The sequence below is a fragment of the Providencia sp. PROV201 genome, assembly GCF_028479545.1.
Taxonomy (GTDB): domain Bacteria; phylum Pseudomonadota; class Gammaproteobacteria; order Enterobacterales; family Enterobacteriaceae; genus Providencia; species Providencia huaxiensis.
In genome coordinates this window covers 163,057-185,745 of the sequence record NZ_JAMPNW010000001.1, presented here as the reverse complement: position 1 = coordinate 185,745, position 22,689 = coordinate 163,057, and the positions used below count along the sequence as shown (strand labels likewise).

General features: G+C 39.4%; 19 protein-coding genes. 8 read left to right on the top strand and 11 right to left on the bottom strand.

The window, feature by feature from the left end:
* Nucleotides 1-18 precede the first annotated feature (18 nt).
* The 3 genes from PR809_RS00860 (at nucleotide 19) to PR809_RS00850 (ending at nucleotide 3,554) form a co-directional block, all read left to right on the top strand.
* Nucleotides 19-1,491 (top strand): anion permease, encoded by a 1,473-nt coding sequence (locus PR809_RS00860; RefSeq protein WP_102139301.1) that lies wholly within the window; start codon nucleotides 19-21, stop codon nucleotides 1,489-1,491.
* A gap of 639 nt (nucleotides 1,492-2,130) precedes the next feature.
* The gene (locus PR809_RS00855; protein ID WP_206276541.1) at nucleotides 2,131-3,003 is read left to right on the top strand and encodes a DMT family transporter; all 873 of its coding nucleotides are present in this window, start codon (nucleotides 2,131-2,133) and stop codon (nucleotides 3,001-3,003) included.
* Nucleotides 3,004-3,233: 230 nt separating this feature from the next.
* Complete coding sequence (locus PR809_RS00850) at nucleotides 3,234-3,554, top strand: hypothetical protein (protein WP_166266955.1); 321 nt, start codon at nucleotides 3,234-3,236, stop codon at nucleotides 3,552-3,554.
* A 53-nt stretch (nucleotides 3,555-3,607) separates the two neighbouring features.
* On the opposite strand, the gene PR809_RS00845 is transcribed toward PR809_RS00850, so the two are convergent.
* Complete coding sequence (locus tag PR809_RS00845) at nucleotides 3,608-4,699, bottom strand: NADH:flavin oxidoreductase/NADH oxidase (protein WP_206276542.1); 1,092 nt, start codon at nucleotides 4,697-4,699, stop codon at nucleotides 3,608-3,610.
* A gap of 542 nt (nucleotides 4,700-5,241) precedes the next feature.
* Between PR809_RS00845 and PR809_RS00840 the strand changes: the two genes are divergently transcribed.
* The gene (locus PR809_RS00840; protein WP_102139296.1) at nucleotides 5,242-6,558 is read left to right on the top strand and encodes a CitMHS family transporter; all 1,317 of its coding nucleotides are present in this window, start codon (nucleotides 5,242-5,244) and stop codon (nucleotides 6,556-6,558) included.
* Between the two features lie 108 nt (nucleotides 6,559-6,666).
* On the opposite strand, the gene PR809_RS00835 is transcribed toward PR809_RS00840, so the two are convergent.
* The gene (locus PR809_RS00835; RefSeq protein WP_102139295.1) at nucleotides 6,667-7,446 is read right to left on the bottom strand and encodes an LEM-3-like GIY-YIG domain-containing protein; all 780 of its coding nucleotides are present in this window, start codon (nucleotides 7,444-7,446) and stop codon (nucleotides 6,667-6,669) included.
* Between the two features lie 347 nt (nucleotides 7,447-7,793).
* Between PR809_RS00835 and PR809_RS00830 the strand changes: the two genes are divergently transcribed.
* Both PR809_RS00830 and PR809_RS00825 read left to right on the top strand, forming a co-directional pair.
* A complete protein-coding gene (locus tag PR809_RS00830; protein WP_195698775.1) occupies nucleotides 7,794-8,504 on the top strand; it encodes an RNA ligase family protein in 711 nt (236 codons plus the stop codon).
* Nucleotides 8,501-9,640: an AAA family ATPase gene (locus PR809_RS00825; protein WP_206276543.1), complete on the top strand. Its 1,140-nt coding sequence runs from the start codon at nucleotides 8,501-8,503 to the stop codon at nucleotides 9,638-9,640. Before PR809_RS00830 ends, PR809_RS00825 begins: the two co-directional genes overlap by 4 nt.
* A gap of 44 nt (nucleotides 9,641-9,684) precedes the next feature.
* Here PR809_RS00825 and PR809_RS00820 read toward each other — a convergent pair whose 3' ends face one another.
* The 8 genes from PR809_RS00820 to citC all read right to left on the bottom strand — a co-directional run bounded on the left by PR809_RS00820 (nucleotide 9,685) and on the right by citC (nucleotide 18,098).
* Entirely contained in the window at nucleotides 9,685-10,737 is a 1,053-nt protein-coding gene (locus tag PR809_RS00820) for a 4-oxalomesaconate tautomerase (RefSeq protein WP_206276544.1), read from the bottom strand.
* A gap of 454 nt (nucleotides 10,738-11,191) precedes the next feature.
* Nucleotides 11,192-12,625: an anion permease gene (locus PR809_RS00815; RefSeq protein ID WP_102139292.1), complete on the bottom strand. Its 1,434-nt coding sequence runs from the start codon at nucleotides 12,623-12,625 to the stop codon at nucleotides 11,192-11,194.
* 250 nt (nucleotides 12,626-12,875) lie between these two features.
* Nucleotides 12,876-13,766: a triphosphoribosyl-dephospho-CoA synthase CitG gene (gene citG, locus PR809_RS00810; RefSeq protein ID WP_206276546.1), complete on the bottom strand. Its 891-nt coding sequence runs from the start codon at nucleotides 13,764-13,766 to the stop codon at nucleotides 12,876-12,878.
* Nucleotides 13,753-14,292: a citrate lyase holo-[acyl-carrier protein] synthase gene (gene citX / locus PR809_RS00805; protein ID WP_206276547.1), complete on the bottom strand. Its 540-nt coding sequence runs from the start codon at nucleotides 14,290-14,292 to the stop codon at nucleotides 13,753-13,755. Before citX ends, citG begins: the two co-directional genes overlap by 14 nt.
* 3 nt (nucleotides 14,293-14,295) lie before the next feature.
* On the bottom strand, nucleotides 14,296-15,822 hold the full coding sequence (citF, locus tag PR809_RS00800) for a citrate lyase subunit alpha (RefSeq protein WP_102139289.1): 1,527 nt from the start codon (nucleotides 15,820-15,822) through the stop codon (nucleotides 14,296-14,298).
* A gap of 10 nt (nucleotides 15,823-15,832) precedes the next feature.
* Nucleotides 15,833-16,729, bottom strand: coding sequence for a citrate (pro-3S)-lyase subunit beta (citE, locus tag PR809_RS00795; protein ID WP_102139288.1), 897 nt, complete (start codon nucleotides 16,727-16,729; stop codon nucleotides 15,833-15,835).
* A complete protein-coding gene (gene citD, locus PR809_RS00790) occupies nucleotides 16,729-17,025 on the bottom strand; it encodes a citrate lyase acyl carrier protein (protein ID WP_102139287.1) in 297 nt (98 codons plus the stop codon). Before citD ends, citE begins: the two co-directional genes overlap by 1 nt.
* Nucleotides 17,022-18,098, bottom strand: a complete 1,077-nt coding sequence (gene citC, locus PR809_RS00785; RefSeq protein ID WP_168222830.1) for a [citrate (pro-3S)-lyase] ligase — start codon at nucleotides 18,096-18,098, stop codon at nucleotides 17,022-17,024. Before citC ends, citD begins: the two co-directional genes overlap by 4 nt.
* A 368-nt stretch (nucleotides 18,099-18,466) precedes the next feature.
* Between citC and dpiB the strand changes: the two genes are divergently transcribed.
* Complete coding sequence (gene dpiB, locus PR809_RS00780; protein WP_210848746.1) at nucleotides 18,467-20,095, top strand: sensor histidine kinase DpiB; 1,629 nt, start codon at nucleotides 18,467-18,469, stop codon at nucleotides 20,093-20,095.
* A gap of 1 nt (nucleotide 20,096) precedes the next feature.
* On the top strand, nucleotides 20,097-20,777 hold the full coding sequence (gene dpiA / locus PR809_RS00775) for a two-component response regulator DpiA (RefSeq protein ID WP_102139284.1): 681 nt from the start codon (nucleotides 20,097-20,099) through the stop codon (nucleotides 20,775-20,777).
* 113 nt (nucleotides 20,778-20,890) lie between these two features.
* On the opposite strand, the gene PR809_RS00770 is transcribed toward dpiA, so the two are convergent.
* Nucleotides 20,891-21,919, bottom strand: a complete 1,029-nt coding sequence (locus PR809_RS00770; protein ID WP_206276549.1) for a tetratricopeptide repeat protein — start codon at nucleotides 21,917-21,919, stop codon at nucleotides 20,891-20,893.
* Nucleotides 21,920-22,689 lie beyond the last annotated feature (770 nt).

The following is a 22,689-nucleotide window of genomic DNA, read 5'->3' as shown; positions in this document are numbered from 1 at the left end:
CGTGTATGGATGAACCCTATGAATAAGCTGACACCTTTAAAACCTGTTCCAACGTTAATCGCAGTTGCAATAACATTAATTATTTGGTTTTTAATTCCTGTTCCTGAAGGTGTTAATCCAAATGCGTGGCATCTTTTAGCATTATTTGTAGGCACAATCGCTGCGATTATTGGTAAGGCTTTACCAATAGGTGGTGTTTCTATTGTCGCTATCTCATTAGTTGCAGTTACCGGGGTGACTAATCCTGAATCAACTAAAGGGGCAATTGCGGATGCATTAAGTGGTTTTTCTAATGACTTAATTTGGTTAATTGGTATTTCTATCATGGTTTCCATGAGCTTGAACAAAACAGGTTTAGGGGCAAGGATAGGTTATTATGTCATTTCTTTATTTGGTAAAAAAACATTGGGTATTGCTTATTCATTGGCAATAGCAGAAACAATATTGGCTCCTGTGACACCAAGTAATACTGCACGAGGTGGGGGAATTATTCACCCAATTATGCGTTCTATCGCTGATAGTTTCGGGTCTAAGGCAGATGATGGTACTGCTGGGAAAATCGGTCGTTACTTGGCTTTGGTCAATTACAATATTAACCCGATTACGTCTGCAATGTTTATTACGGCAACAGCCCCCAACCCACTGATAGTCAGCCTGATTGTAAGTGAATTAGGGCAAAAAGGGGAGCTAACTTGGGGAATGTGGGCTATTGCAGCATTTGTGCCTGCCATTATCTCCTTGATTTTAATGCCTCTGGTCATTTATTTGATGTACAAGCCTGAAATCACCTCTACGCCGGATGCGCCTAATTTTGCCAAAGAACGTTTACAGCAATTAGGGCCAGTTTCATTACCTGAAAAATTAACATTAGCTGTTTTTGGGTTGTTATTACTGATGTGGGCAGGTGTACCTGCAATGATTTTTGGACCTGCATACAGTGTGAATGCAACAACAGCAGCATTTATTGGCTTAAGTATTTTATTAGCAACAGGTGTCATCAATTGGGATGATGTCTTAAAAAATAAAGGGGCTTGGGATACGGTAGTTTGGTTCTCCGCTTTGGTGATGATGGCATCTTTCTTAGGAAAATTAGGCCTAATTAAATGGATGTCAGTTTCAGTCGAAGGTGCCATTGCGAGTATGGGAATTAGCTGGGTATGGGGGATGTTGATCCTTGTTCTTATCTATGTTTATTCCCACTATTTCTTTGCTAGTACAACTGCACATATTACCGCAATGTATGCTGCATTTTTAGCCGCGGGCTTATCTCTTGGTGCACCGCCAATGTTGTTAGCTTTAACGCTTGCTTTCTCATCATCATTAATGATGTCATTAACTCATTATGGAACAGGTACTGCACCCATTATTTTTGGTTCTGGCTATGCCACATTAGGCGAGTGGTGGAAAACCGGTTTTGTTATGAGTGTCGTTAACTTAGCCATCTGGTTCTTTATTGGTAGCGTTTGGTGGAAGTTCTTAGGTTACTGGTAATTAGCTAAATTAGAGATTGAAGATATTTAATAGAAATCGGGCTAACAGCTCGATTTCTTCTTTTAAAACCCCATGCTATAAATAAGTGGCTATTGTCACAACCAAACCACTAATTATCGAAATCAGCATCACTTTTCCCCAACTGAAGACTGACGACGATTTTAATGCGTGTTGCCATAACAAACTTATCTCATCCGCATGCGCATATTTTCTCTTATTGATCGCAATCTTAATTTTTTTGATTGTATCGTTATCTATCGGTAATGTTTTTTGAATAACCATGCTATGACCTTCCATTAAGTTGAAGATGCAACTTCAATCAGTAAGACTGGTACTTGTTTGCCTACCTTGATTATCTCAGGTCATGTAAAAAGAAAAATTGATGAGCTTGTATGCAAACTTCCTCATTTATCGTATTTGAAATGAGACTTAATCTATTTAATAAGAAAAAAGGCGGCTTGGAAGTAAACTTATCGTTATTAAGAGGAAATGGCTCTTAATTTAAGGTCATATTTATCATTTTTTACGAAACATTATTATTTGGAGCGGTTGGAGATAAAGGCCATAAATGTGATTGGTTTAGATGAAAAAGCCAGTATGATGTAGCAGAGAGTCTTTTTAATTTATCCAGAGGAACACATGTATTCGCAAAGAAAGGCAGAATTTTTCTTGGTGCTTACCACGATAATTGCAGCTTGGGGATGGGTATTTTCCCGAGAAGCAGTGCAGGGAATGCCAATATTTGCCTTCCTAGGTAGCCGTTTTTTATTCGCGGCCATCATTTTAGCCCCTTTTTGTCGGGGGAAAAAAAATAGAATAGCGGTGAAGCAATTACCCAAAATATTAATGACAGGCGGTTGGATGTCATTAAATATGGTGCTTTGGATCCACGCAGTTGCGATAACAGACTCAATTGGCGAAGGGGCTTTTATCATGAGCCTGGCGATGTTGTTTGTTCCCTTAGTCGCATGGGTGATTTTAAAAAATAAACCTGTACGTTATTTCTGGGAGGCACTTCCTGTCGCTGTATTAGGGCTGGCATGTTTAACACTATTCAAGGCTCAGCTTGAGTTTAAAGCAAGCCAACTTTGGTTTCTTGGCGCCGCAATTGTTCAGGCTATCTATTTTTGTTATACCAGTTTATATACTCGAACAATTCCTCTTTTACCGTTAACGACCATTCAACTTGCCTGTACTGGAATTACAGGACTAATTTTGTCACTTTTTTTAGAAGAGTGGCCAAGTAGCATCACGATACCCACTATGATGTGGTTTATTGCTAGTGTGGTGATAGCAACGAGTTTACGGTTTGTATTACAGCTTATCGGCCAAAAAAATACCACCGCAGGAAATGCCGCAATTATTATGATCCTTGAACCTGTTATGACCGTATTTGTAGCGGCTATTTGGTATAGTGAAAGAATGCCTTTTATCCAAATTGTTGGCTGTGTGCTAATTTTATCATCATTATTCTATTATCGATGGCGTTGTTCTAATTCATTACCTAAGTAAAATACAGATAATAAAAGATGGGGCAATACAGATTTTTTATAAGAAAACAGCTATGATTAATATGAATAGTCAGTGATAGGGATATTAATCTTAATAAGAACGTCTTATTTGGTGAATTAAGATTAATGGTATTGAAAACATAAACGAGATATCCAAAATAGCGTGAACTAGGAATAATAGGGGTTTATTATTATCATCTTAGTTAAAGCTAAATAGGAAATGGGCATAAAATGAAAAAATTAGCATTAATATTAGGTATGGCGGGAGCGATGGCTGTGCTGTCTGCATGTTCTGATGAAAAATCAGAAATTGCTGAATACAAAGAAAATTTTGTAAATACTTGTGTGGTTGCATCTGGTAATCCTCAAGGTGAAACGGCAAAAGCAGTGACTGCAATTTGTGGTTGCGCCTACGACAAAACAATTGAAAAATATGGTTTGGCCGAGTTTAAACGTATGGATGCGGAGCTAGAAAAATCAGGTACTGCAGAACCTGAATTCCAAAAAACGATGATTGAATTTGTGCAACAGTGTTCGACTAACGCGCGTTAATTATTTATTACTCGCAGCTATTATCAATTAGCAATAGCTGCGAGTTTATTACCTTACTTAAATAAGTGCTTAAATTGATGTGGGGCACAGCGCCGGTATTGTGGCGCAACGTCTATTTGTTCATTCAATTCACTCGCTGCTCGCCAAGGCCATCGTGGCTCAAATAAAATCCCCCTACCAATAGCGACAAAATCAGCTTGATGGGTTGCAACAATGGCTTCTGCTTGTAAAGGTTCGGTAATAAGGCCTACTGCAATAACAGGCACCATGGTGTTTTCATGAATAGCTTGGGCTAAAGGGACTTGATAATTTGGACTTAATGGTATCTGTTGCTCAGTTGATAAGCCACCTGACGAAACGTGGACATAATCACAACCCAAATCCTCTAATAATTCTGTTAGCTCAATTGATTCTGGTACATTCCAACCCGATTCAAGCCAATCTGTTGCGGAGATCCGCACGCCAATTGCAACATTAGGGTTAATTATTTCTCTCATCTCATGAAAAATATTAGTAAGTAAGCGGGTACGCCCTTTAAAGCACCCACCATATTCATCTTGTCGTAAGTTTGATGCCGGTGATAAGAATTCATGCAGTAAATATCCGTGAGCAGCATGGATCTCAATAACGTCAAAACCGGCTTTTTCAGCACGAATTGCAGCGTCAATAAATTGCTGTTTGACCTGTAGAATTTCATCAATAGTTAATGCATGTGGGATTGCATTCTCACCAAAAGCGATTGCTGATGGTGCAACGGTTTGCCAACCATTTGGTTGTGTAGGATGGATACTTTTACCCCCTAACCAAGGTAACTCGGTTGATGCTTTTCTACCTGCGTGGGCGATTTGTACCCCTAAATGCGCATCTGAAAAATGTCTGATATCGCTGAGCATTTTCTGCATGGCTACCATTTGTTCGTCATTCCATAAGCCTAAGTCTTTGTGGGTAATACGTCCTTCAGGAACAACGGCACTGGCTTCTACAATCACTAAGGAGGCCCCTGACAAGGCAAGGTTCATATAGTGGGCGTTATGCCACGCTGTTGGCATGCCATTTTCTGCAGAATATTGACACATAGGGGGAACAATAATTCTATTTTTCAGCGAAACTTGGCCTATTGATGCAGGTGAAAAAAGGCGGCTCATTGGAACATTCCTTATTAGCAAACTTAAATTACTTTAATATTATACTTAGTTCTCTAAATTTTTTTTGTGAGATGGTGTGGTATTACGGGCTAAATTTTGTTTTTACAGCGGATCGGTGATAGAAAATCAAGTAAATTTTTGCATATTTGGCCAAAAGCATAAAAAGTATATTTCCCTAGCAACATGATGAAAAAAGAGGGAAAAAATATAAAAAAATAAGATAAAAAATAAAATATTATAATAGTTATTAATTTTTGATTGTTATAATTCTGTAACTTATAAATAAAATTAATATTCACCATTGTGGAGTGGCGTTAATTTCCTCTTATGGTTTTAATGGTTCTAATAGAGAATAAAGCTATTTTTTTATTTTAAATGATAATTTAAATAAGAATTAATGCATTGTTTGTGAAGCAAAATTATAAAATATTCCTTGCGGTTATATTAAATGGTTTATATAAGAAACATGCTTATTAAGCTAATGCGAGCCAAGCTGAATTTTGTGTTCACCTGAAAAATATAATTCTAAGAAGGAAGTTGATGTGCTGACAATTATTGGTATTTTAATCATTATATCGATAGTAACATTATTGATGATGGGGAAAGTTAGCCCAATTATCGCAATGTCTTGTATTCCCTTTATTGGTGCTTTATTTGCTGGTTACTCTGTTGCTGAAATTTCAGTATTCTTTGAAAGCGGAATTAATAAAGTTTCAAAAGTCGCAGCTATGTTTTTATTTGCGATTTTATTTTTTAGCTTAATGAAAGACCTGCATATTTTTGATCCGTTGATCCGTTTAATGGTTAAAATGACGCGTGGGAATATTATTGTTGTTTGTATTATGACAACGTTAATTGCAGGAGTTGTCCATTTAGATGGTTCAGGCGCAGCGACATTCTTAATTATCATTCCTGCACTATTACCTTTATACCGCCAATTGGGGATGAGTCCATACCTTATGTTGCTGCTGATGTGTGCCAGCATGGGGGTTATGAATATGGTACCTTGGGGCGGGCCATTAGGCCGTGCTTCGGCTGTCACTGGAATTGATGCTTCTACCTTATGGCAGCATTTGATCCCAGTACAACTCATTGGTATGGGTGGAGCAGTGGTATTTGCTATCTTGATGGGATTACGTGAGAAAAGACGTATTGCCGCAGCAAGTTTGAAAGGAACAACGCCATATGAAATGGATTCTTTGTTACCTGTCAGTGACGACACTGCAGATATAGCGGAAACGGTTCATAAGCCTAAAAAACCACTCATTAATGGTGGGTTAATTGTTGCCTCCGTTGTGTGTTTAGCATTTGGTTTATTATCTGCACCTTATGTTTTTATGATTGCCCTTTCCATTGCCTTGATGGTTAACTTCCCTAACCCTAGAGACCAAATGAAAGTTTTGGCAGCCCATGCTCCGCAAGCATTGGGAATGGTTGCCATTATCTTAGCGGCGGGAGCATTTTTAGGTATTTTATCTGAAGGTGGCATGCTTGAGTCAATCGCAACAGACTTAACCGCTATTTTACCAACAGAATGGGTTTCTAAAGTTCATATTTTTGTTGGTATTTTAGGTGTGCCAATGGATATTTTTACCAGTACCGATGCTTATTATTTTGCACTATTACCAATAATTCAACAAATTGCAGGCACAGTTGGTGTTGACCCATCTTCCGTTGTTTATGCCATGGCGATAGGTAACAATGCAGGAACCTTCGTGAGCCCGTTCTCTCCAGCAGCATGGTTAGCAATGGGATTAGCTGGAATTGATATGGGGCGCCACTTACGTTATTCGTTCGGTTGGATTTGGTTGTTTAGTTTCTTTTTATTAGCGGCTGGGGCGGTACTCGGCTTGTATTAAATACTCTTAATCTGAAGTGCTTGGGAATATTGAAGGTGTTCTCAAGCACTATCAAAAGATGATTATTGCTTTTTCATCTTGAAGACTATTCGTGATATCTGTAATAGATTAATATCCAACCTTAACGAAAGGTGTTCCATAGCTCCTATCTCTATTAATTACTTTTCCTACATAAAGTTTACGAACAGAATCGTCAGCTTTACGTCCGATAAATTCCCACCTATCACTATCACGTTTAATATTGTCTCGAGTAAAATATTGCTGTGTACCTGCTTTTACCCATCCATGCACTTCATAAACTTCTTTAATGATATTGTTATATGTTGCATAGGCGTATTTGATATTACTGTCATTTCTTGGGATATTAGCCCAAACCCCACGGGTTACTTCAAATAAAGAAAGTTCATCCATACCTGATTTATAGAGTTTGTTCAAAAGAAAGGCCAAACCGGAATGTTCTTTTTTAATGTCAACTTGTTGTTCAGTATGTAGATCATGTATCTCGTTTAAACTCAATCGTCCTAGTTTAGTTGTTTTGCCTCTCACTTTATTTGTTAAGCTGTCGACACCCAGTAGATCGATACAAGTAGCTTCCACAACAAATGCGGTATCTTCATCCATGCCATGTCGTAAAATATCAATGCCTAGTTTATTTTGCTTGTGTAATTTCTCTATTTTTTCTTTTTTCTCATTTAATTCTTCAACTAGATCTTTATCTATTTCTTCTGAGTTTATATCAATAGCTTGGTATATGTGTTGTAAGCAACGATCATTCACTCCTTTTCCTATATAAAAAGGGCGACGCTCTTCATCTGTTAGCTCGCATAATGCGTATACGTAGTATTTTAACTTTTTCAAGGTTGTTTTATATTTATCAAAATCAGTCATTAAGTTACTCCAATATTTTTGAAAACCACGTTATACAGGTTAATAAGTGGTTTCAATTCACTGATAAACTAAACAAATAGGCTTATTTGGGCTTCTAGATTAATAGGGAGTAGGTGATTTTTGTGTGTAGAGCTAAATTAGGAATAAATTGATAGCCTTTTTCTTGACAAATAGACTAAAATTCAATTGTTTTCCTGCAATTTCGCTAATTTTAACCATTAGCCAAGTAAAAATGAGGCCGTCACTCGGAATAGATATGTAATACCTACACTTGATTTCTCAACAATTAAAGACGCAAATCTAGCAAAAAGATTTGTGGTTATTTCTATTTCTTTAGAGAAAGCATGATGAATATGCAATCAAGAAAGTATGGTAGAACGTATCACTATCCGTTCTCCCCGGGTACGACGAGTGATGATCGCATCAATAGCGATTGGTGGTCGCACATCCAAAATATAGACAAACTGGTTCATACAGAAAAACTGGATGGTGAAAATAATTGTTTAAACCGTCACGGGGTTTTTGCACGCTCTCATGGAGCGCCAACCCAATCAGCATGGAGCCAGCAAATTCGCCAACGTTGGCAGCTGATTAAAGATGATTTAGGGGATATTGAACTATTCGGTGAGAACCTTTACGCAATACATTCCATTGAATATCAACATATTGAAGATTACTTCTATGTATTTGCGGTGAGGCAGGGGGAGTATTGGCTCAGTTGGGAAGAGGTGCAATTTTATGCGGCTCTATTTGATTTTCCAACCGTCCCTCAATTAGATTTATCACTCAGTAAACACATGAGCAAGCAAGAATATGCAAGTTCATTAATTACTGCAGCATCATTAGATAGCCAATTTATTGCGCGTGATACTCACACGGGTAAATCTTGTAGCATGGAAGGTATTGTGAGCCGCGATAGCCAAGGCTTTCATGTGGATGATTTTATGGCGCATGTTTTCAAATATGTGCGTAAAAACCATGTTAAAACGGATATCCACTGGAAGCGGCATTGGCAGAGAGCCAAGCTGGCCTTTGAATTACAAGGAGAACAACCATGAGTTGGCAATTAACCCAATGTCGTGATTGGACACAGCTTGAAAAACAGTTCGATTTTGTGCGTGATATGCAGTATGTGCCGCAAGACCGCTTGCACCATGCGGAAGGTAACGTGGCTATTCACACCCAAATGGTGTTAGCTGCTTTAGAAGGTTTGTCTGAATATCAACAGCTTCCTGAGCTTAAACAACAAATCGTTTGGGCTGCAGCCTTGCTGCATGACATCGAAAAACGCAGTACGACAAAAGAAGATGAAGAGGGGCGGATCCATTCACCTGGACATGCCAAAAAAGGTGAGTTATCTGTACGAAATATATTATTTCGACAAATAGAAACTCCTTTTGCTATTCGCGAACAAATTGCGGCTTTAGTTCGATTCCATGGTTTACCGCTTTGGTTAATGGAAAAGCCAGATCCTGAACGCACGTTATTTGCCGCATCTTTACGGGTTGAAATGTCTTTATTGTGCATGTTAGCGAAAGCTGATGCGATAGGGCGTACGTGTGAAGATAAAGCAGAATTATTGGTCAGAATCGAGCTATTTGAGTTGTTCTGCCGTGAGCAGGGCTGCTGGAACCAACCTAAATTATTTGCGTCAGCGGCTGGGCGCTTCCAGTATTTTCATCATCAAAAAGGCACCACGGATTACCAGCCTTTTGAAGAGGATGGAAGCGAAGTGATTATGTTATGTGGTTTACCGGGGATGGGAAAAGACCATTTCATCAAACGGTTTTACCCACAAACGGCAGTAGTTTGTTTAGATGATATTCGCCGAGAACATAAAATCAACCCAGCAGATAAAAATGCACAAGGGTGGGTCGCTCAGCAAGCGAAAGAACAAGCGAAACAGTTATTACGCACGAAAACCCATTTTATTTGGAATGCGACGTCACTGAGTGCCTCATTACGGGGAACAATGATCAGTTTATTTGAACGCTATCAAGCAAAAATCCATTTAGTTTACTTGGAAGTACCATTTAAACAGTGGCGGCAACAAAATCAACAGCGTCAATATGCGGTACCGGAACAAGTGATGGAAAAAATGGCCGGGAAGTTGGAATTGCCGACGCCAGATGAAGCTCATCAAGTTTCCTATTACATTGATGGCAATTTTGAACCGTTACTTGCAGAAAAATAAAATTCATCACCTGCCTCTAGATAAGAGGCAGGCTATTATTAGTTTTAAGGAACGTATACGTTGCCTTCAAACAGTTTTCTTGCCGTACGAACAATTGAAGCTTGAAGCCCTTCCGGTGAGTTGCCTTGCGGGCTTAATGATACCTCAAATTTACCACTTAAATGCTCAATGGAAATGTTGCTCATATCAACAGGCTGAATGTATTGCTGAGTAATACTGTCCGGGATCATAGTGCTTGTGGCAATGGCAATAGCACCCGTTACGGCAAGCGCACCATGGCATTTATGTGGCATAAAATAGCGGACATTAATTGTTCCACCGTGAATGGCAGGTGAAATCAATATGGGTTTAGGAATGACTTTTTTACTTACATCACCAAGCCCCATCATTGCACCCGCTTTTATACGAATAGCCTCTAGCTTTTGCATAAACTCGGTATCTGCTTCAAGTTGTTCCGCGGTTTCATAACCTGTTTTGTTAAGCTGAGGGGCATCAATTAATACCACTGGCGTCGCCATATCAATGCAGCTGACATCAATACCTTCAATAGTATCAATCGCATGGCCTGTAGGGAGCAATTTCCCTGTTTTTGTTCCACAAGCATTTAAAAATGTCAGTGCAACAGGCGCTGCATGGCCGGGTACGCTAGCAATTTCGGTATTACCATCATAAGTTACATGGCCATCAGGGGTTTGTACTCTAGAGTTGATGAAAGTATTCGTATTTACATTGCGGATCCTAACCGTGGTTGTTTCACCCGTGATGGGCACCAATCCTTTTTCAATAGCAAAAGAACCCACTGCACAAAGAATATTGCCGCAATTCGGTGCTGTATCAACAAGACGTTCAGTAATAGAAACCTGAGCAAATAGGTAATCAATATCGGCATCAGGGTGGGAGGAAGGGCTAATAATAGCGACTTTACTGGTCTGTGGGCTGCCTCCACCAATGCCATCAATTTGCAAAGCATGGCCAGAACCCATAATAGCGAGGATCAGTTCATCACGTTGTTGAATATCAGTGGGAAGGTCATCGGCTAATAGAAATACGCCTTTTGAAGTTCCGCCACGCATTAGTGTGCAAGGGATTTTTTTCATCTGTTTACCCGTCATATTTCGCGCTGTAGCTGTGTTGGCTACACTCAGCCACCCAAGTCACATACTGATGTATGCTCCTTGGGATGTCTTTGTTTTGCCGCCTTGCTACAACGTGAACTATTTAGGGTAAACCCGTGAATACAATGAGGGTGAACCAACCCGTTAAGTATTACGCTGTAGCTGTGTTGGCTACACTCAGCCACCCAAGTTACATACTGATGTATGCTCCTTGGGATGTCTTTGTTTTGCCGCCTTGCTACAACGTGAACTATTTAGGGTAAGCTGGGCTAATATTATTAGGTAAATCTAAGAAAAAATTAAGCTTGCTCCAATAAAATTCACGTTATAGCGCCAAGACTGCAAATAACTCTGGAACAGCGAGAAATTAATCATTTTGTTGTTAAGTAGGGCACAATCATGATGGTGCCCGTCGTGTCGATTTATTGACTAAGAATTAAATTAATCCAGTACTGATTAAAATTTCCCACCAACCTAAACCGATAGTCATGTGAACGAATAAACTAATGAAGGCAACTAACCCACCGATGATCCACCAGGAACGGATATCGTTATAACCTGCACCGAATACGATAGGTGCTGCCGCGCCGCCATAGTGAGTAACGCTTCCGCCGTAGGCATTTGAGAACAATAATCCCAGTGCGAGCAACATCGGAGGAGCCCCAGCAACCATACCCACAGTGGCAAATACCGGAACCATGGCTGCAACGTAGGCACCACCAGAGGCGAATAAGTAGCGAATGGCAACACTGATGAACATGATGACAAAGAACGCTAGCATTGCTTGGTCACCGAAAGAAAGGTATTGGCTCATGGTATCTGCGAGCCACTTGAAGAAACCTGCTTTTGTGAGTACGCCTGACATACTGATAATACCACCGTACCAAATCAGGGTATTCCAGCCGCCTTTATTCTTCAGCACGTCATCCCAAGTTACAACACCGAGGATCAGAGTTAATGCCATAACCGCAATCGCGACGCTAGAAGCGCTGACCCCGATAAGATCAGAGAAAATCCAGCCGCACAGCGCGATAATGAAGACAATACCTAGCAATTTTTCACGCATAGTCATTGGGCCTAAATCTTCAAGGCCTTTGGCTGCGATCTCTTTATTGTTCACCTTTTTCAACTCAGGTGGATACAGTTTGTAGATCATTAATGGCGTCAAAATCAGCATAATTAAACCAGGTACAGAGGCTGCAAGCGCCCATCCGCCCCAACTTAAATGGATGCCCATAATGTCACTCATCATGGCAAGGGCGAGTGCATTCGGTGCCATTGCGGTTAAGAACATATAGCTGGTGGTTTTGGTCACCATATAGACGTTGACGAGGAGGTAGTGACCCGCTTTTCGTGGGCTTTTCTCTGGATCAGACCCTAAAGCAACGGCCACACTATTGATGATTGGGAAAACAATCCCTCCAGCACGTGCGGTATTAGATGGCGTCGCAGGCGCGATAATTAAATCAAGGATTGCGGTTACATAACCGAGCCCTAATGTTGTACCGCCTAACTTGCCAATCAAAATATAAGAAAGACGTTTACCTAAACCAGTAATAACAAAGGCAGCACTCAGAGTAAATGCAGCAAATACAAGCCATGTCGTACCGGATGCATATCCGCTTAAAACTTCACTTGCTTTGACATCTTTAGTCCCTGTTACCCCAATAATTACCGCACTGGCAGCAATAGTGGCTAATAAAATAACAGGCTCTGAATAGGGTTTAAGTACCAATCCAACAATAGCGGCAAGGTAAAGACCAAATAGCAACCATGCAATATGTGGTAGCCCCGCAGGTGTTGGTATTAAAGCAATAATAATTGGAATGGCTATTAAGACTAATAGCTTCCATATTTTTTCTTTTTGCATAAGCCAATTTCCTTGATTAAATCAATATTAAATTTATTTAATATTAAATTGAATGAACTTTAATATTAGGAATTTGTTAAAATGACAATGTTTTTAATATGGCTGTATCTTGAATGAATATAATGAATCTTATTTTCATTACTCATTCATTCTAAGGTATATAATTTATTTAAATAATTAATTGGTTTTTATTTGGTTAATTTGTTTTTTATTTTTTAAATTATTCCTGTGTTAATTGATATTAAAATAATTACTTCATGTTAATTAAAGACTGGCTGGGTAATCGGGCAAAAAACCAAGTCAAAATTAATAAATCCGCACTTCCTCCTGGACTCATGTTTAGTTGAATACATTCACTGTCGAATTGTTTAACCTTAACTAAGTCATCATGGGTATTAATACCAGTGACTAATAGCTGTTCTGCGCGTTGCTTTACCCATGTTAATCCGTTGACGCCACCACGATTAACAATATTTGTATCATCATTCAGGCTCATGAGTAGAATTAAGGTATCGAGTAGGGCGATATCGGCTAGTTTACCTTTAGCAAGTTGTTGCAAATAATAAGGAAGTGAATGTTTGATTACTAACGAATAACCGCCTTCCGCTTCACCTCTTGCGCCTGTTAACCCATGTTCCTGATATAAGCGGCGGCCTGCGGTAGGGTTTTCGGTTTTTTGTTTAAGTTCATTGGTAATTCCCTTACACATACTGGCAACCAATAAGCTTACACTTTCAGGTGAAACAAATTGTTGTTGTGCAATCAAACGGCCTATTGCGGTTAAAACTAAACCCAAGGAAAAAATACTGCCTTTATGGGTGTTAACCCCTTTAGTCGCGCGGAACATCGACTTCTCGCAATCTATGCCGATAGGACGAATGAGGGGTAATAGTTGATCGATAAGACAATTTTTATATTGAGCACCTGCCTGTAAAAATCGAGGAAAATGTACCGCGATGGCATTGGCACTTAAATGAAAGTCAGTGAGTGCCATATCTTTATGAGCGCCGGTATTGTGTTTATCAACTAATCCAGGTTTAGGTGTCAAATTCACTTCGGCTAACATCGCTTGCCATGCTAATTGGCTGTAATAGCGAGTTAATTTCTCACTTATATGGCTGAGCTGTTTAATAGGTTGCATTCGCTAGCTCCTCAATACGATTAAGTATCTCTACCAATGAATGTGTCCGTTGACGAGCACAAATTTTCGCTTCATTTTCACAAACTAAGCATTGCCTTGGTGGTAAATTTAACTGGGAGCGCGAATATTGCTGCCCATTCGCATCAAATACATCAAAATCCCATAATCGACCAACGGGGGACGACTCTTCTAGGTGAATTAACGCCTTTTTAATCTCGATAGCATCGCCATCAACAGCGACCAAACATTCCGGCCCAGTTTTTAGCGACCACGATTGTTGTGATAAAAACACCCACTGCCCGCATGAAGCAATTTGTTTAAGCGCATTTAGGCCCTGATTAAACACATGTCTAACAAGAGAGTTGTCTTTGACAGCTCCTGGAAAAACGACAGTAAATGAAATCAAGGTTACCTGATGGAGACCAATCCATGCTTGTTGACGAGCCAGACGGGCATCTCGGCTATCCAACAGTTCAGGTAAAGAAATTTCAAATTGCTCTTGAGTATCAGGCAGTGGGCAAAACATAGTTTACTCCTTCACTTGATGTACAACATCAATGACTGAGCCATCACGATAACGCACAACAGCAACGACTTTATCTGTAAATTCAATTGGGTTAGGCGTTCCAGTGAGTAATTGTGCACGCTCTCTTAACCAGCTCATTGAAACGGTTTTGATACCTTGGTTTTCAAGTTGCTGTTTTAATTCAGGGCGAGCAGGGTTAACGGTGATCCCATGGTCAGTGACCAAAATATCCACACTTGATCCCGGCGTTACGCAAGTGAGCACTTCGTCCACTAAAGTTGGAATGCGTCCACGCACTAGAGGGGCAACAATAATAGACAGTTTAGAGGCAACGGCAGTATCGCTATGGCCACCAGATGCACCACGAATAACACCATCAGAACCCGTTAATACATTGACATTAAAGCGTGTATCGATTTCTAACGCACTCAACACAACGACATCAAGCATATCAACAGATGCACCTTTTGAATCAAAACAAGCGTATTGATTTGCACTGATTTCAATGTGATTTGGGTTGCGAGCGAGCGACTCAGCCGCTGCTTTATCGAAGCTTTGAACGTCTAATAATTTGCGAATTAAGCCTTTTTCATGCAAGTCGACAATGGTTGATGTGATGCCACCTAAGGCAAATCCTGCAGTAATATTATGGCGTCTCATTTTATCTTCAAGGAAACGAGTAACGGCAAGAGAAGCACCACCCGTACCGGTTTGTAGTGAAAAACCCTCTTTGAAGTAGCCCGACTTTTCGATAACATCAGCAGCAGTACGAGCAATCAGAAGCTCACGAGGGTTTGACGTCATACGAGTCGCATCTGCCCCGATTTTATCCGCATCACCCACACGTTTAACTTTGACGATATAATCGACTTCATCCTGTTTAATACTGGATGGGTTGTGGGGGTAATCGAGTATTTCTTCCGTTAACATCACCACTTTTTTTGCAGTTTCTGCATCAATTTTGGCGTAACCTAAAGAACCACAGCAAGCCGTTCCGGTATATCCGTTTGCATTACCGTATTCATCACATGATGGTACGCCAATAAATGCCACATCAATAACGAGTTCACCGCTATGAATCAAATTAGCTCTTCCACCATGTGAATGAATTTGTACAGGTTCTTCTAATTCGCCGCGTGAAATGGCTTCAGCGAGTGGGCCTCGGATACCAGAGGTATAAATCTTACGAATAACGCCATGACGAATATGTTCAACAAGTGGTGAATGGCAAGCACTCAATGAACTGGATGCAAGTGTTAAGTTGCGAAAGCCCATCTCTGCAATAACTTGCATTACCATGTTGACGGTAAGATCTCCACCACGGAAGGCGTGATGGAAAGAAATTGTCATACCGTCTTTAAGGCCAGAACGACGAATAGCGACTTGCAAATCATCACACAATTTGCGATTTCTCGGTTTTTGCACCTGCTGCTGTACTTTACCGATATCTTTAAATTCACGTAGAACATCGTCAATATTTGGTTGTAAGTAGGCTGATACGCGAGCCTGGCGCTGAGTATTATTTGTCATTTTTATTGCCTCACTCTTCCCTAATTCCTGATAATGCTGCTCGTGATAACACGAGGCGAGCTCTGTCAATAACTGGGCCATCGACCATTTTTCCGTTCAATGAAACTACGCCTTTACCTTCAAGGGCTGCAGCATCAGCGGCTTCAACAACACGCTGTGCATGGTCGACTTCTTTTTGAGTTGGTGCATATAAATTATGAAGTAACTCAATTTGTCTTGGGTTAATTAATGATTTGCCATCAAAGCCGAGTTGTTTAATGTGAGCGGCTTCGCGTAGGAAACCTTCTTCATTATTCGCATCAGAATAAACGGTATCAAATGCTTGAATACCTGCTGAGCGAGCGGCTTGTAAAATGGCGCACCGAGCATAGAGGAGTTCTACGCCGTCTGGAGACCGCTCGGTGCGCAAATTGCGGACATAGTCCTCGGCACCTAATGCGATGCCTATAAGTCTTGGTGATGAATGAGCAATATTCACTGCTTGAGTGATGCCCATTGGTGATTCGATAGCCGCTAACAAACCTGTACTACCTTCTTCACGGCCACAACTTTTTTCTATACGTAAGATTTCACTTTCAATATCAATCACATCTTGCGCAGTATCCGTTTTAGGAAGACGGACGACTTTCGCACCACCGCGAACAACCGCTTCAAGGTCAGCAACACCAAAAGCGGAATCTAATGCATTGACCCGTACAATGGTTTCAATATCTTGATAAAGTGGATGTTGCAATGCATGGTAAACTAAGCGACGAGCGGTATCTTTTTCGCGTAAAGTGACTGAGTCCTCAAGGTCGAACATCAAAGCGTCGGCTTTATAAATAAAGGAATTGCTCAACATCGCTGCATTGGAACCGGGAACAAATAGCATACTTCTGCGTGTACGTGATTTTTGTTCTGGAGTCATTATTTATCCTCCCAAGGCAGGTAGTCGATATCACAGGCGCGAGCCAGTAAAGCTTCTAAACGGGCTTTAAGTACACATTCCAGAGCACCTTTATCATCTACAATGATTTGTGCCCCTTGGATATCATGTTGTTGGATAACGTCTTGTACGATTTTTGCGATAGCATCTCCAAACTGTTTTTCAACGCTACTGGTAATTTGTATTGAGACCTCTTGAGTGTCTTCTAGCGGTTCTATGCGAACCATGACATCACTTGATTCAAGTGTGCCAGCTACTGCTGCGTGCTTTATCTTCATATTTCACCTATGGCTAATTCAGAACTTTCGGTGTGGCTTTGAGCTGATGCGATTTGGTTGGCAACCATTTCTTGCAAATATTGATAGGTTGCCTCAGGCACAATCGGCTTAATTGCCGCAAGATCTTTTTTAACGAGCAATCGTCTCACTTGTGAGGCAGAAACTGCCGTTCCATTGATGATTGTTCGCGGAAATTCAACGAGTTCTATAGGTGGAAAATTCATAGCATCGGTTTTTAACCAAAAGCGCATGTCTTGGTTATATTGGTTGGTGACTTGGCAAAAAGGTTCCGAGCCTACGAATCGATGGGTTATCCCCAGAGCAGGGGCGATATATTGGCGAAATATCTTAATGTCTATTTCGGTATAACAGTTATTAGCAACCGTTTTGTCTTTAATAAAGTAGCAAGGAAAAGTCGCCCGAGAAATAATATATTCGGAGCCTTTATGAATAGTGAGGTTTTCTATTCCTTTGGTTCCTGCTTCGATTAAATTTAATCTTACTTTATAAGGAAAACGCGATGTGTCTTCTTTGACAACAAATAGGTGTAGCCAATCACAGGCTTTCGCAGCTTGCTCTATTAAATAGCGGTGGCCTAGGGTGAAGGGATTGGCATTCATGACGATTGCACCAATCTTTTTTCCTTCTTTACGTTGTGCTTTTAAACTTTCGATATAACGCTTTAGATAACAACAACTGTTTTCCATCAACACCATAATATCAGGAACAGTGGCAATGGTATGAAAACCACATTGTTGAAATAGGTTTTCATTTTGAAATTTGGTATAAATAAATAAATGAGTTGTATTATTTTCGTAAGCAAGATTAACCAGTTCTGTTGCTAATTTTAATGCAAGGCCTTCACCTCGAGCTTCATCACTAATAGCAACGCACTTAATAACATTTTTGGCTAACCCCCCACACGCAATTAATTTTTCATTGCGAGAAATCGTAATGAAAACGTCAATGCTTGAATCAAGCTCTAAATCGTTTTCCTTTAAAAACTGAGTTATTTCAGCAAGTTTCCTGTTCTCATGACGTTTTACTTGGTTAAACGTTATGTTTTCGAACATAATAGTATCCTGCATCTCATTTAGAGATGTTTTTAAAATGTTGCTAATGTTAAAGTTAATTAAATAAATTCTCTTTTGCTTTTCTTATAATAACAAATAGATTTTCTTATTTAATTACCCTCTTTGATATTTATATTAAAGGTACTGTATTTAATATATTTGACCTATTTCATGTTTCTCAAATGAGATTGTATTTGTTTAATGGTTTTAAAGTTTTTAATTACTTGATAAGTTTTTTATTGCTTGGTTTTAATGTGTTTAATTATTAATATGTGTATTATACCTTTGGCTTGAATCTGATTTATCGGTTATCCTATCATTATTGAGTTAACAAAATTTTTACTTTTCAGCCAGTAACGAGATATAACATGAAAAAAGAATATGCGCTCTCTTCATTGAAAAAAGTAAATTCAGTTTCATTTTCAGTACGAGTATTTTTTCTGTTATTGATAGTTTCTGTTTTTTTAACTCTCGGGTTGGGTAAATATTTTACGGATACAGCTGAAAATCGATTGATTGCGAACATTCAATCATTGGCGATGAGCCAAGCAAAGCTGATTGCTTCTATTGATGGTGTTGTGCAATCAGTAAAGAATAGAGATATTCCGAGGCTGAAGGTTATTGCTGACAAACTAAACCAAGATTCTAACTACGATTATGTGGTTATTGGTGATGAAAAATCAATTCGCTTATATCATCCAAATAGCCAAAAAATTGGTTTTCAAATGCAGTGGAACAAGCCAGGAGCCTTAGAGAAAGGGGAAAGCTATTTCATTAATGGTGAAGGATCGATGGGAAATGCGGTTAGAGCAAAGACGCCTATTTTTGATGAACAAGGCAAAGTGATTGGCGTTGTGTCCATTGGTTACCTATCCAACAAAATAGACACATCACGTAGTGAATTGTTCGTACAAACAGGTGCTACCTTTTTAGGGATACTGATTATATTGCTCTTCTTATCGTGGGCATTTTCACGTTTAATTCAAAAACAAATGCTGGGTATGGAGCCTGAAGAAATAACGCAATTAGTCTTAGTGCAAAAAGGGATATTTGATGCTGTTTTTGAAGGTATTATCGCAGTAAATATTCAAGGGAAAATAATTAATATTAACTCTAATGCTCGGAAAATGTTATCTCTAAGCAAGCCATTGGGCCAGTTAACGGGCACTTTTGTGTCGGAGCATATTTCGCCAGTTGATTTTTTTATTACTGATATTGAAACGACCAAGCATGATGTAATTTGTGAGTTTAATGGCCTAAATGTGATTGCAAGCCGTGTGGCAATTCGTGATGAAGAACATCTTGTGGGGGCGGTTATTAGCTTTCGTAGCCAAAATGATATTGAATCGTTAAACTCTCAGTTGACCCAAGTTCGTCAATATATAGAGAGTTTACGGACTTTACGGCACGAACACCTTAATTGGATGTCAACACTTAGCGGGTTATTGCAAATGAAAGAGTATGACCAAGCGTTGGCACTGATTAAAGGAGAATCAGAATCTCAGCAACAATTAATTGATACACTCCGTGGGCAGTTTTTTGATAAGCAAGTCGCTGGTTTATTATTTGGTAAGCACCATCGAGCCAAAGAGTTAGGGTTACAATTAAAATTTACTGCAGGTAGCCAGTTACATGAATTACCTAATTCATTAAATAGTACTGAATTTTGTGCCATATTGGGGAATCTACTTGATAATGCATTTGAAGCAAGTTTGCAAAATAATCAGGGTAATAAACAAGTGGAATTATACCTTTCTGATGAAGGAAGGGAGATTGTCATTGAAGTCGCGGATCAGGGGTGTGGTTTCCCGCCAGAAATTCAAAGTAAATGGTTCGAGCGCGGTGTGACAACCAAAACTGATGTGGCAGATAACCATGGTATCGGGCTCTATCTTGTTGCGTCTTATGTTAAACGCTGTAATGGTGCGGTTCTTATTGAAGAAAACCAACCGCATGGTACAGTATTTTCAATATTTATTCCGAAAGTGAAGATATAAAATGATTAAGATAAAAATCCTCATTGTGGAAGATGAGTTGCTGCTTGCCGAAATGCACAGTGAATATATAAAAGCCTATCCTGCATGTGACAAAGTTTGGCTTGCTGGTAACCTTGCAGAAGCAAGAAAAATGGTTGAATACATGAAACCAGACCTGATCTTGTTAGATAACTATTTACCTGATGGAAAAGGCATTGATCTGGTTCACGAATTAATACAAGAAAGAAATAATGCAGACATTGTATTTACTACGGCTGCAAGTGATATGGATACAGTCTCTGAAGCGATTCGTTTAGGCGTTTTTGATTATTTGGTGAAGCCAATTGCCTACGAGCGCTTAGGTCAAACGTTGGATAGATATATTCAACGTAAATCTGTTTTACAAGACAGCAGCAAAACGAATCAAAGTAAAATTGATGATATGTTTAATACCTATGCACGTGGGGAATCTAAGGAAGAACTTCCAACAGGTATTGATATTATTACACTCGAAAAAATACTCGCTTTATTCACAGAGCCTGATGTGCAGTTTACGGCAGAAAGTATTGCTGAAACAATCAAGCTCAGTCGTACCACAGCAAGACGTTATTTGGAGTATTGTTTAGCGAAGGATAAAATCGAAGCTGAAATTGAGTATGGTAAAGTTGGCCGGCCGCAGCGGATTTACCGTAGCAAATTGTGAGTGTTTGTATTCATAGTATATGTCGATAGACGCCCTGCATTGGTTATTACCAATGCAGATTTTCTTTACCTTGTTTATATTGGTGTTACAACAGTAAGCTTGAGAAATAGAATTTATTGCTGTTGATGCTCTAAAATTAACACTTTCTTTTCAGCTCTTTCATGGCCTTTAGCCGCTGCAAGCTGATACCAGCGTAGGGCTTTTTTATCATCAGTTTCAACACCCATGCCATATTGATAACAAGCTCCTGCTGCATATTGCGCATCGGCACTATTTTGCTGGGCAGCTTTTATAAACCAATGGCATGCTTTCGCTTGGTCAGCTTTGATACCATCACCGCGTGCATAGATAAGTGCAACATTAAATTGAGCTGACATTTCACCTTGTTCAGCCGCTTGGGTTAGCCATTTTATGGCGGATTGGATATCTTTTTTAGTGCCTTGTCCAGTTAAGTACAACATACCTAAGCTATTTTGGGCGGGTGAAAACCCTAATTCTGCGGCGCGGGTAAAATATTGAAAGGCGAGGGGGTAGTTTGTTTTATCATACATACCTACTGCAGCTTGATAACCCAATAAATAGAGTGCTTGAGGGTGGTTTTTCTCAGCGAGAGCAAGGTATATTTTTTGTGCCTTTTGTGGGTCTTTTGTGATGGCCTTTCCTTCTTCATACCAATAGGCTAGGGTGAGCATCGCAGGTTGAAAATGTTGCTCAGCCGCTTTTTTTAGCCACTGTTCGGCTTCTTCTGGGTTTTTCTCTAATAAATTATCAAGGCCGTATAAGGTGTATTCGGCCATATTCATCTGGCCAATAGGGTCACCATTTTCGGCTGCAGTTTGCATCCAATGCAGCATTTGTTTTTCATCGAGTGCAACACCGGTTCCTTGCTGGTACATTAAGCCAAGGTTAATTTGAGCTTTTGTAAACCCTTGATTGGCAGAGAGAAGGTACCAGTGTAAAGCCTGGTCAAACTGTTGATGAGACTGATAAAACATTCCTAAATTAAATTGAGCTTCAGCTTGCCCTTGTTCTGCAAGTGCGATTAGCGCTTCTTCATTGATGAGTGGAGCGGTCTCTTCTGCGAAAGCCTGGGGGGAAAATACGTTAATAAAGATAAAAAATAATAAAAATATTTTTTTCACATGACATCCTTTCGACTAAGCGCTCAATGGCTAAGTTATCTTGTTAGGTAAGTTCCTGCAACGATTGATAGATATTTTATATTAATTCTACTAAATCAAATGGTTAATTGTTGCTATTAGCACATTGGGCAAAAAACACATAAAAAACTTTAAAAAAAGATGAACTTTTTTCCGTTATAACCACTCTTAGTAGTATCTATATACTGTTTGCTTGCGTAAACATTCATATATTTACCCTCATCATTCATTTCTTTACATGAAGTAATGTAATAATGCATCTACGTAGTGATAGTTTGAATTTAGCAAAAGATCCTTGAGTAGAATGCATTATGCCCAGTTTACTACTGGGCTTTTTTTTATCCAAAATTCCAATCTGCATGTACCTTTCACCGCACTCCTTTAAAGTTTTTCCTACCAGTAAAATAAAAAGCGTCTGGTTGATATGGATGATTTTTGTTTCACATAATACTTACAGCAATAAATCATAAGGTTATAAATCGCGACATTATAGTTTCAATGCAGAATAATGTTCTTAACATTTAATGAACAAATGACTAATTAGTAATCGATAATAATTTGGTAATTTTGTAAAAAATTGAAGTTAATCACGATTAAATTCAATTGATGTAGTAATTAATACTAGCTAATTCTTTAATTTTGGTGCATAAATACCGTATATGGCTCAATTGATTATTGGGTTCTTGGCGGGTTATCTACCGGTTAATGTTGAATAAATAATCAAATGTGCTTTAACTCATTGAATTTATGTT

What these genes read in the sequence shown, in the direction of transcription:
- PR809_RS00860 (WP_102139301.1), top strand. Translation starts at nt 19, where the DNA reads ATGAATAAGCTGACACCTTTAAAACCTGTTCCAACGTTAATCGCAGTT.
- PR809_RS00855 (WP_206276541.1), top strand. Translation starts at nt 2,131, where the DNA reads ATGTATTCGCAAAGAAAGGCAGAATTTTTCTTGGTGCTTACCACGATA.
- citC (WP_168222830.1), bottom strand. Translation starts at nt 18,098, where the DNA reads ATGTTCGAAAACATAACGTTTAACCAAGTAAAACGTCATGAGAACAGG.
- citG (WP_206276546.1), bottom strand. Translation starts at nt 13,766, where the DNA reads ATGCAACCTATTAAACAGCTCAGCCATATAAGTGAGAAATTAACTCGC.
- PR809_RS00850 (WP_166266955.1), top strand. Translation starts at nt 3,234, where the DNA reads ATGAAAAAATTAGCATTAATATTAGGTATGGCGGGAGCGATGGCTGTG.
- PR809_RS00845 (WP_206276542.1), bottom strand. Translation starts at nt 4,699, where the DNA reads ATGAGCCGCCTTTTTTCACCTGCATCAATAGGCCAAGTTTCGCTGAAA.
- citF (WP_102139289.1), bottom strand. Translation starts at nt 15,822, where the DNA reads ATGACAAATAATACTCAGCGCCAGGCTCGCGTATCAGCCTACTTACAA.
- PR809_RS00825 (WP_206276543.1), top strand. Translation starts at nt 8,501, where the DNA reads ATGAGTTGGCAATTAACCCAATGTCGTGATTGGACACAGCTTGAAAAA.
- citE (WP_102139288.1), bottom strand. Translation starts at nt 16,729, where the DNA reads ATGACTCCAGAACAAAAATCACGTACACGCAGAAGTATGCTATTTGTT.
- dpiB (WP_210848746.1), top strand. Translation starts at nt 18,467, where the DNA reads ATGAAAAAAGAATATGCGCTCTCTTCATTGAAAAAAGTAAATTCAGTT.
- dpiA (WP_102139284.1), top strand. Translation starts at nt 20,097, where the DNA reads ATGATTAAGATAAAAATCCTCATTGTGGAAGATGAGTTGCTGCTTGCC.
- PR809_RS00820 (WP_206276544.1), bottom strand. Translation starts at nt 10,737, where the DNA reads ATGAAAAAAATCCCTTGCACACTAATGCGTGGCGGAACTTCAAAAGGC.
- PR809_RS00835 (WP_102139295.1), bottom strand. Translation starts at nt 7,446, where the DNA reads ATGACTGATTTTGATAAATATAAAACAACCTTGAAAAAGTTAAAATAC.
- citD (WP_102139287.1), bottom strand. Translation starts at nt 17,025, where the DNA reads ATGAAGATAAAGCACGCAGCAGTAGCTGGCACACTTGAATCAAGTGAT.
- PR809_RS00830 (WP_195698775.1), top strand. Translation starts at nt 7,794, where the DNA reads ATGAATATGCAATCAAGAAAGTATGGTAGAACGTATCACTATCCGTTC.
- PR809_RS00815 (WP_102139292.1), bottom strand. Translation starts at nt 12,625, where the DNA reads ATGCAAAAAGAAAAAATATGGAAGCTATTAGTCTTAATAGCCATTCCA.
- citX (WP_206276547.1), bottom strand. Translation starts at nt 14,292, where the DNA reads ATGTTTTGCCCACTGCCTGATACTCAAGAGCAATTTGAAATTTCTTTA.